This window comes from Pseudomonas sp. ICMP 3272 (genome assembly GCF_001466905.1).
In the GTDB taxonomy this organism is placed as follows: Bacteria; Pseudomonadota; Gammaproteobacteria; order Pseudomonadales; family Pseudomonadaceae; genus Aquipseudomonas; species Aquipseudomonas amygdali.
On sequence record NZ_LKEK01000075.1, the window covers coordinates 183792 to 194221 of the forward strand.

Genomic DNA, 10430 nt, shown 5'->3' on the forward strand with positions numbered 1-10430 from the left:
GCACCATTTCGGACCACCTTTTTGGAAAAAAGATCGCGCGAGATACATTTCGTTCAGGAAGTAAAGATGGCCGCAGGCCATGTTGCACAAGGGCCTGCGGCGTGAAGCCCCGGTTTTTCAGAGGTTCTCGTAGCGATTCATGTCCAGCACACCCGCTTCGCGTGGTTCAGTTTCCTGAACGTAGCGATTCAGATCGTGGAAGTAACTCCAGAACAGTGGATGAGTACGACGGATGCCCCAACGCTGGACGATTTGTTCGAAACTCGCCTGATCCTTGCTCTGCTGCATGGCATCGACAAAGGCCGGCACCTGTGCGACCGGAATATTGAAGATGAAATTCGGATAACTGCTGAGCACGCCCGGGTAGACGGTCAGTGTGTCCAGCCCCGGTATATAGCGATAAGACTCGCCCAGCAGAAACGCGACGTTACTGTGCGCACGGTTGCGCAGCATGCTGTAGATCATGCGTTTGCCGTCGCTGCCCTCGATGCGCAGCATGCTTGCTTCCGGCAATTGATCGATGACTTTCAGGCCCGCCGCCGGGCGTGAGGTCAAACGGCTCAGTGCCTGTTCCGCCTGGGCAAAACTGCTGTCGAGGTTTGGCCGAGAACAATACGCCCCGCTGCAGCGGTTGATCGGATCAGGCGCGGCATTCAGGCTGCCGGAACGCTCGATCAGCTTGAACGCAAAGTCGCGCTGCGCGGCCTTTTCATCGAGTTTGATACCGGTTGGCGTATCGTCGTCGATCTTCTGGTAATCCAGCCACATCTTGATCTTGCCGCCATCCTGATAAAGATCGCTGAGTATGTCTTCCCGGCGATCGGCAGGCATCAGGCGCAGGAAGTTGATTTCGGCACCGTTGCGGATCAAGTCGAAATACAGCCGGGTCTGTGCCTGATGTGAAACGTTGCCATAGACATCGAAGTTCACCGCCAACTGATAATAGGTGCGCTCCAGCAGCGGGTAGTCGAACAGCCACATGGAGTGCGGCACGTCGCCAATCAGCCCTTTATTGACCGACGCACTGTCGAAATGACGGAAAACGGTCAGCAAGGCATTGTCATTGCCTGCCCACAGCGTGCTCCAGCCCGGCGCTGGCATTTTCGCGTAACTGTCGCGGCGCAGGTCTTCATACTCATTGCGCCGGTCGCGGTAGGACAGCCACAGGCTCAGCACGCTGCCCACGTCATCGTTCTGCCCCGGCATGGCCAGCAATGGCGTAGCCTCCCCGCGATACGTCGCATCGGTGATGTAGCGATCGTGCGACGGGTCCTGGAACAGCACCCAGAACTGATCGCGAATCACATCGGTCGCGATCTGCCCGCGACAGACCGGCCCGCGAATGAAGGTGCGGACGAAATACTCGGCATTGTCGAGCATGAACTGATAACGCGCCGCTGCCGGGATCGCTTCAAAGGTCAGAAACGGATTGGCCCGATGGCCAGGGCCATAGCCAGGCAGTGCGTTGACCTTCCAGTCTTTACTATAGAACAACTGCCTGACCCGCATCAGTTTCTGTGGGCTCATGGCATAGGTAATGTGGGTCTTGTGAACGATCACGCCCTGCACAGGGATCAATCGATAATAGAAGTCACTGCCCGGATCATCGTCGGGGCGACGAGTAGCGATCAGGTCCACAGGCTTGCCGCTTGGAGTTCGCGAACGTACCCACTGAAAGAAGTGCCCCGCCTCACCGCCTTCGAAATAGATATGCGCCAGGAACAGGTGCTCGAACAGCCAGCGACCGACCAGCGCCTGATTCGCGCCAGGCTCGTTGAGCTGCGCCTCCCAGGCATTGATCTGCGCGGCCTCGGTGACACTCGGGGTAATGGTCTGCTGCTCCACCGGCGCACCGGCAGCCAGCCAGCGCTGCAGCGTCTGGTATTCGGCATCGGTCAGGCCAGCCACCGCCAGTGGCATGCCTTGTTGCGCATGAGCTGCGGCATAGGCGTTGAATTCGCCGGGCAGCGGGCACACATTTTCGCGATTGATGCCCAGCGCGATCTCGTCCGGAATTTTGCTGTTGGCCGGCAACGGCGCGCTGCGCCCCAGATCGAGCATGCGCGCCATCAGGGCAGCCTGACTGCCCTGGGCCTCCAGCACTGAGTAAAACCCCTTGCCGCGCCAAGCCTCGGTATCACGCGCATCATAAAACAGTCGGGTCGGCGCTACCGCTTCACTACGCTCGCCCTGGTAAACCGGGGTCTTGCTGGCACCACGGCTCACGCCTTCCCCGCTGCCCAGGTTCAACTGGCAGGGAGCATCGTTGCAGGCATGGCAGGCAACGCATTTCTCGGTAAGAATCGGCTGAATATCCTTTACGTAGGAAATAGCCGGGCTTGCGGGTGTGGCTGAGGGTGTCTGGGCCTGTGCAGCACAGCAGATAAAAAGCAAGGCGATGCTTGCCAACAAACGGTGCGGCATATCCCGTAGGCTCTGTCATTAAAAATGGAACAATTCTACTAGGCCGTAATTGCCTCCAACATGAATGATTTTCATGCAAAAGCCGCAGCACCACCAAAACCGTTCCGGTTTGCTATCATCCCGTCCTTTAAAGTATCGACCTTCTCAAGGTAGCCCCCATGTCTGACCGCAGCGCCCGCCATCAAGCCTTTCTTACTGCTCTGAAACAGAGGATTCTGATCCTCGATGGCGGCATGGGCACCATGATTCAGAGCTACAGGCTTGAAGAGCAGGATTATCGGGGCAAGCGCTTCGCCGATTGGCCAAGTGATGTAAAGGGCAACAACGACCTGTTGATCCTGACCCGACCTGACGTGATCGGCGCCATTGAGAAGGCTTATCTGGATGCCGGTGCCGACATCCTCGAAACCAATACTTTCAACGCCACTCAGGTCTCCCAGGCCGATTACGGCATGGAATCGATCGTCTACGAGCTGAACGTCGAAGGTGCACGCCTGGCGCGCAAGGTCGCAGACGCCAAGACACTGGAAACCCCGGACAAACCGCGTTTCGTGGCGGGCGTGCTGGGCCCTACCAGCCGCACCTGTTCGCTATCGCCGGACGTCAACAACCCCGGCTATCGCAATGTGACCTTCGACGAACTGGTCGAGAACTACACCGAAGCGACCAAAGGGCTGATCGAGGGCGGCGCCGACCTGATCCTGATCGAGACCATTTTCGACACCCTCAACGCCAAGGCGGCGATCTTTGCCGTGCAGGGCGTGTTCGAAGAAGTGGGCTTTGAACTGCCAATCATGATCTCCGGGACCATCACCGATGCCTCGGGGCGCACCCTGTCCGGCCAGACCACCGAAGCGTTCTGGAACTCGATCAGTCACGCCAAACCGATCTCGGTCGGCCTGAACTGCGCACTGGGTGCCAGCGAGCTGCGCCCTTACCTGCAAGAGCTGGCCAACAAGGCCAACACCCATGTATCTGCGCACCCCAACGCCGGTCTGCCCAACGCCTTTGGCGAATACGACGAGCTGCCGAGCCAGACGGCGAAGATCATCGAAGAGTTCGCGCAAAGCGGCTTCCTGAACATCGTCGGCGGTTGCTGCGGTACGACGCCAGCGCACATCAAGGCGATTGCCGAGGCTGTTTCGGGCTACGCGCCACGCGAAATTCCGGACATTCCAAAAGCCTGCCGCCTGTCGGGCCTCGAGCCGTTCACCATTGATCGTCAGTCGCTGTTCGTCAACGTCGGCGAGCGCACCAACATCACCGGCTCTGCCCGCTTTGCCCGTCTGATTCGTGAAGACAACTACACCGAAGCGCTGGAAGTCGCCCTGCAGCAGGTCGAAGCCGGTGCCCAGGTGATCGACATCAACATGGACGAAGGGATGCTCGACTCGAAGAAGGCCATGGTGACCTTCCTCAACCTGATCGCAGGCGAGCCGGACATTTCCCGCGTACCGATCATGATCGACTCCTCCAAGTGGGAAGTGATCGAGGCCGGCCTCAAGTGCATCCAGGGCAAGGGCATCGTCAACTCCATCAGCATGAAGGAAGGCGTCGAGCAGTTCATTCATCACGCGCGGCTGTGCAAGCGATACGGCGCGGCCGTGGTGGTCATGGCCTTCGACGAACAGGGTCAGGCCGATACCGAGGCGCGCAAGAAGGAAATCTGCAAGCGCTCCTACGACATTCTGGTCAACGAAGTGGGCTTCCCGCCGGAAGACATCATCTTCGACCCGAACATCTTCGCCATCGCTACCGGTATCGAAGAGCACAATAATTATGCCGTGGACTTCATCAACGCCTGCGCCTACATCCGTGACGAGCTGCCGTATGCCCTGACCTCGGGTGGGGTGTCCAACGTGTCGTTCTCGTTCCGTGGCAACAACCCGGTGCGTGAAGCGATCCACTCGGTGTTCCTGCTGCATGCGATCCGCAATGGCCTGAGTATGGGCATCGTTAACGCCGGGCAGCTGGAAATCTACGACCAGATTCCCGCTGAACTGCGTGACTGCGTCGAAGACGTAGTGCTCAACCGCAATCCCGAGGGCACGGATGCATTGCTGGCAATTGCCGACAAGTTCAAGGGTGATGGCAGCGTCAAGGAGGCCGAAACCGAGGAATGGCGCAGCTGGCCGGTCAATCAGCGTCTGGAACACGCGCTGGTCAAGGGCATCACCACGCACATCGTCCAGGACACCGAAGAGTCGCGCCTGGCATTCACCCGCCCTATCGAAGTGATCGAGGGCCCGCTGATGGCGGGCATGAACGTGGTCGGTGACCTGTTTGGCGCAGGCAAGATGTTCCTGCCTCAGGTGGTCAAGTCCGCGCGCGTGATGAAGCAGGCAGTGGCGCACCTGATTCCGTTCATCGAGCTGGAAAAGGGCGACAAGCCCGAAGCCAAGGGCAAAATCCTGATGGCGACGGTCAAGGGCGACGTACATGACATCGGCAAGAACATCGTCGGCGTAGTACTGGGCTGTAACGGCTACGACATTGTCGACCTGGGCGTGATGGTGCCTGCAGAGAAAATCCTGCAAGTGGCCCGCGACGAGAAATGCGACATCATCGGCCTGTCCGGCCTGATCACGCCGTCACTGGACGAAATGGTCCATGTCGCCAGAGAAATGCAGCGCCAGGACTTCCACCTGCCATTGATGATCGGCGGCGCGACCACATCCAAGGCGCACACGGCGGTGAAGATCGAGCCTAAATACAGCAATGACGCAGTCATCTACGTCACCGATGCTTCCCGAGCGGTCGGCGTCGCGACCCAGTTGCTGTCGAAAGAGCTGAAGCCGGCCTTTATTGAAAAGACCCGTCTGGAATACGTCGAAGTACGTGAGCGCACCTCGGCACGCAGCGCGCGCACCGAGCGTTTGAGTTATGGCGCGGCAGTGGCAAAAAAGCCGCAATTCGACTGGGAAAACTATACCCCTGCCCAGCCGACCTTCACCGGCACGCGGGTACTGCAGGACATCGACCTGAACGTGCTGGCCGAATACATCGACTGGACACCGTTCTTCATCTCCTGGGACCTGGCCGGTAAATACCCGCGCATCCTGACCGACGAAGTGGTCGGTGAAGCGGCCACCGCGCTGTATGCGGACGCCACCCAGATGCTGCGCAAGCTGATCGACGAGAAACTGATCAGCGCCCGTGCAGTATTCGGCTTCTGGCCAGCCAATCAGGTCAACGATGATGATCTGGAGGTCTATGGCGACGACGGCAAGCCGCTGGCGAAGCTGCATCACCTGCGCCAACAGACCATAAAGCCTGACGGCAAGCCGAACTTCTCGCTGGCCGACTTCGTCGCGCCGAAAGACAGTGGCCTGACCGACTACATCGGTGGCTTCATCACCACCGCCGGCATTGGTGCCGAAGAAGTTGCCAAGGCCTATCAGGACAAGGGCGACGACTACAACTCGATCATGGTCAAGGCACTCGCCGACCGTCTGGCCGAAGCCTGTGCCGAATGGCTGCACCAGCAGGTGCGCAAGGAATACTGGGGTTACGCCAAAGACGAGGCGCTGGACAACGAGGCGTTGATCAAGGAGCAGTACATGGGCATTCGTCCGGCTCCCGGCTACCCGGCCTGCCCCGATCACACCGAAAAAGGCACCCTGTTCGCCCTGCTCGACCCGCTGCCGGAAGGCACACCCGAACATACGCCCGGCAAAAGCGGCGTGTTCCTGACCGAGCACTACGCAATGTTCCCGGCTGCGGCCGTCAGCGGCTGGTACTTTGCCCATCCTCAGGCGCAGTACTTTGCGGTAGGCAAGGTGGATAAGGATCAGGTCGAAAGCTACACCGCCCGCAAAGGCCAGGACCTGAGCGTCACCGAGCGCTGGCTGGCACCCAACCTGGGCTACGACGAGTAACGCCTGACCGGTTATCTGCCGCCTGAGTGGTCAGGCGGCAACATGCCTTTCAGCGAAAATGGCGACGCTTCGCCAGAAGCTTCCATATTGAATGCCTGGATATCGAGCCGGTAATGCTCGTCCCGGGCGGCATCCAGAAAGCGCTGCGCATCCTGTGGCTCGACCACGTGAATCACATCAATGATTCGTGTGCCGATCTGTTGCCGGGCCTGCCATTGAGCAGTGTCATAGTGGTGCAAGAGAATGATGGCCCACCCGCCCAGGGTGAAATGCCCTGAAGCCACGACACTCAGGCTGCCATTGAGCTGAGCCCGCAGTGAAAGCGACGTGCCGTTGATCGCACTGAACAGCACGTCCTGCCCCGGCTTGCCGCCGCTCTCGCGCAATGCATCCATCGCACCGAACGCCATTTGCTCGTTGGCAGCCCACACCAGGCGTGTCTGCGGATAGCGATTGAACAGCACGCGCGCCTGCTCGAGCGCGCGATCACGGCGCCAGCCACCCAGCGCAATCTGCCGTAGATGCACCTCTGGGTGCTCTGACAGGGCACGCAGCATGCCTTTTTCACGCAACAGGGAAACGGGCGTGGTGTTGGTCCCGGAAAACGCGAGCATGTCGATGACCTGACCGTCTGCGCCAGGCGCCGCGAGACTGATAAGCCGCTTTGCCGTCAGATAGCCGCCCTGTTCATCGTTGCCCACCAGGCTGCCGATGAAGTCCGGATAACGCGATGGCAGATCACCGAGAATCCGAATCTGGTCCTCGGTCAGCGTATTGTTGACGGCAAACAGCTTGACCCCGCTGCCCACGGACATGCGCAGGACTTCAGGGGCGATATTCAACTCATTGGAAAACAACAGGTAATCCGGGCGCTCATCCCCTTGCAGCGCCGCTCGCGCCAGATCGAGCAACTTGCGGGTGTCGCGCTCGGTATAGAGTATTTTCAGTGACATGCCGGTGGTGTCGGCAGCCGTCTGCATGACCCGGGAGTAACTCTGCCAATAGCCATCGGATGGTGCGCCGGGGTTCAGAAATACCACCGAGGCGGCATGTGTCGCCCCGCCCCAGAGACAACTGCACAGTAACAGCCAGCCAGCATGTAACGCCTTCATATCAACGAACCTTGAAGCAGCAGGGATTTAGCACTACGAGCGTGTTATCGGCTGCGGCAGCAAGGTTCTGGAGACTCCGGCAGATTCTTTATCAGCCCTTCACTGGCTGCTGGCCCAGAACATCGCTGCGCCTACCGCCAGAATGACAATGAATAAAATGGCCCATGTGTCCACGGATCTGCCCGGCTTGGTTACTTTCGGGTGCTTGCTCATCGCATCGCCTCTTGTCGGTCTTATGGGTGATTGCACATGAATAGGAGTGTTCCGACACCTGCTCGGCATCGGTCAACGTTCAGTTAAGTCGAGTCTTGCCCACACGGCAAGCAGGGATATGCACGGACGCGGTTTTGCTTATCGCTTTTAGTGATTTGCATATATATAAACATCACTTTTATCGATAACTGCAAACTGCTATCGTCGCCTTCGCTCCCGACGGAGTGCGCGGCCGTGCGCGCAGAATTGACCAGATGAAGCAGGCTACCGCGAGTGACGGGCGTGTGCCCGGACTGACGCAACTGCCCTGCTTCATGACGAAGCCTGAGAACAGGACCTATATGTACGTATACGACGATTACGATCAGAAGATCATCGAGGACCGCGTCAAGCAGTTCCGGGATCAGACCCGACGCTATCTGGCCGGGGAACTGAGCGAAGAAGAATTTCGACCGTTGCGCCTGCAAAACGGTCTTTATGTACAGCGCTTTGCGCCGATGTTGCGTGTGGCGGTTCCATACGGCCAGCTGACCTCGCGTCAGGCGCGCATGATGGCCAAAATTGCCCGTGACTACGACAAGGGCTACGCGCACATCAGTACCCGCCAGAACGTACAGTTCAACTGGCCTGCGCTTGAAGATGTTCCCGATATTCTCGCTGAACTGGCGACCGTGCAGATGCACGCTATCCAGACCAGTGGCAACTGCCTGCGCAACGTCACCACCGACCAGTTTGCCGGTGTGGCGGCAGACGAACTGGTAGATCCGCGCCCATGGTGCGAGATCGTCCGTCAGTGGACCACCTTCCACCCCGAATTCGCTTACCTGCCGCGCAAGTTCAAGATCGCAATCAACGGCTCGACCAGTGATCGCGCCGCCATCGAAGTACATGACATCGGTCTTGAGCCGTTGCGCAACGAAGCCGGCGAGCTGGGCTTCCGTGTCCTGGTAGGTGGCGGCCTTGGCCGTACGCCGGTTGTTGGCGCCTTCATCAATGAGTTCCTGCCGTGGCAGGACCTGCTGAGTTATCTCGACGCCATCCTGCGGGTCTACAACCGTTATGGCCGTCGTGACAACAAGTACAAGGCGCGGATCAAGATTCTGGTCAAGGCACTGACGCCTGAGGTTTTTGCCGCCAAGGTAGACGCCGAAATGGCTCACTTGCGTGGCGGTCAGACCACTCTGACCGAAGCCGAAGTGCAGCGCGTTTCCCGGCACTTCGTCGACCCGCAATACAAGGCTCTCAGCGACCAGCACGCCGAACTGGCAGCGCTGGACGCTCAGCACCCAGGCTTCGCTCGCTGGCGTCAACGCAATGTGCTGGCCCACAAAAAGCCTGGCTACATTGCTGTGACCCTGTCGCTCAAGCCAACCGGCGTTGCGCCGGGCGACGTGACCGACAAGCAGCTGGACGCCATCGCCGATCTGGCCGATCGCTACAGCTTTGGTCAACTGCGCACTTCCCACGAGCAGAACATCATCCTGGCTGACGTCGAGCAGGCCGAGCTGTTCAGCCTGTGGAACGAGCTGCGCGACAATGGTTTTGCCACACCGAACATTGGTCTTCTGACCGACATCATCTGCTGCCCTGGCGGTGATTTCTGCTCGCTGGCCAACGCCAAATCGATTCCGATTGCAGAATCCATCCAGCGCCGCTTCGACGATCTGGACTACCTGTTCGATATCGGCGAGCTGGACCTGAACATTTCCGGCTGCATGAACGCTTGCGGCCACCACCATGTCGGCCATATCGGCGTGCTGGGCGTAGATAAGAAAGGTGAAGAGTTCTACCAGGTCTCACTCGGCGGCAGTGCCAGCCGCGATGCGAGCCTCGGCAAGATCCTCGGCCCTTCCTTTGCCCAGGAGGCGATGCCGGACGTGATCGAGAAGCTGATTGACGTCTACGTTGAAAAACGTACCGAAGACGAGCGCTTTATCGACACCTACCAACGTATTGGCATTGACCCTTTCAAGGAGCGCGTCTATGCAGCGAATCATTAAGAACAACGAAGTCATTGATGAAACCTGGCACCTGCTGCCGAAGGAAACCACCTTTGACAGCCTGTCGAACGCTGATGACCTGATCGTGCCGCTGGCGCTGTGGCGTGAACACGCTCACGCACTCAAGGCACGTGACGGCGGCCTTGGCGTATGGCTGGACAGTGATGAAGAAGCTGAAGAGATCGGCGCAGATGTGGACCAGTTTCAGGTCATCGCCCTGAACTTTCCGGCGTTCACTGACGGTCGTAGCTTCTCGAACGCACGCCTGTTGCGTGATCGTTTTGGCTACAAGGGCGAATTGCGCGCCATCGGCGACGTGTTGCGCGATCAGTTGTTCTACATGCGCCGCTGTGGCTTCGATGCGTTCGCGGTACGTGCCGACAAGGATCCGTACGAGGCGCTGGAAGGCCTCAAGGACTTTTCGGTCACCTATCAGGCTGCAACCGACGAGCCGCTGCCGCTGTTCCGGCGCCGCTGATTCAGGCGACCTGCATTATCGTCTCTGTGCTCACTTGAGATGACTATCATGCCTGCGCTAAGCGTAGGCATGCAGTTCGTGGTTCTGTGGTGTCAGGTGATTGGCGTTCGGCTCAGATTCTCGTTCCCACGCTCCGCGTGGTAATGCCTTTCGTGACGCTCTGCGTCACACGCTTGTCCTGTGAGGTCAGGTGGATTGTGTTCGACTCAGGTCACCTTTGCGCCCTTACGGCGCCTCACTTTGAGGGACCAAAGTAGGCAAAGTCCTCGCTCCTGTTTCCGGCCCGACTTCGTCGGGTTCCTTCGCCCTGTCACTGATCCGGGGG

General features: G+C 58.9%; 5 protein-coding genes. 3 read left to right on the top strand and 2 right to left on the bottom strand.

Annotated features, from left to right (window positions below; all coding sequences use genetic code 11):
* Positions 1-117 precede the first annotated feature (117 nt).
* A complete protein-coding gene (locus AO068_RS21400) occupies positions 118-2250 on the bottom strand; it encodes a fatty acid cis/trans isomerase (RefSeq protein WP_058409390.1) in 2133 nt (710 codons plus the stop codon).
* A gap of 332 nt (positions 2251-2582) precedes the next feature.
* On the opposite strand from AO068_RS21400, the gene metH reads away from it, so the two are divergent.
* The gene (gene metH, locus AO068_RS21405; RefSeq protein ID WP_058409384.1) at positions 2583-6302 is read left to right on the top strand and encodes a methionine synthase; all 3720 of its coding nucleotides are present in this window, start codon (positions 2583-2585) and stop codon (positions 6300-6302) included.
* Between the two features lie 11 nt (positions 6303-6313).
* On the opposite strand, the gene AO068_RS21410 is transcribed toward metH, so the two are convergent.
* Entirely contained in the window at positions 6314-7414 is a 1101-nt protein-coding gene (locus tag AO068_RS21410; RefSeq protein ID WP_058409385.1) for an ABC transporter substrate-binding protein, read from the bottom strand.
* 554 nt (positions 7415-7968) lie between these two features.
* Here AO068_RS21410 and AO068_RS21415 point away from each other — a divergent pair.
* On the top strand, positions 7969-9627 hold the full coding sequence (locus tag AO068_RS21415; RefSeq protein ID WP_058401568.1) for a nitrite/sulfite reductase: 1659 nt from the start codon (positions 7969-7971) through the stop codon (positions 9625-9627).
* On the top strand, positions 9611-10105 hold the full coding sequence (locus tag AO068_RS21420; protein WP_054988720.1) for a DUF934 domain-containing protein: 495 nt from the start codon (positions 9611-9613) through the stop codon (positions 10103-10105). Before AO068_RS21415 ends, AO068_RS21420 begins: the two co-directional genes overlap by 17 nt.
* Positions 10106-10430: the final 325 nt, after the last annotated feature.

Bases quoted from the DNA above. Each gene is read 5' to 3' on its own strand.
- metH (WP_058409384.1), top strand. From the start codon at position 2,583: ATGTCTGACCGCAGCGCCCGCCATCAAGCCTTTCTTACTGCTCTGAAA.
- AO068_RS21410 (WP_058409385.1), bottom strand. From the start codon at position 7,414: ATGAAGGCGTTACATGCTGGCTGGCTGTTACTGTGCAGTTGTCTCTGG.
- AO068_RS21415 (WP_058401568.1), top strand. From the start codon at position 7,969: ATGTACGTATACGACGATTACGATCAGAAGATCATCGAGGACCGCGTC.
- AO068_RS21420 (WP_054988720.1), top strand. From the start codon at position 9,611: ATGCAGCGAATCATTAAGAACAACGAAGTCATTGATGAAACCTGGCAC.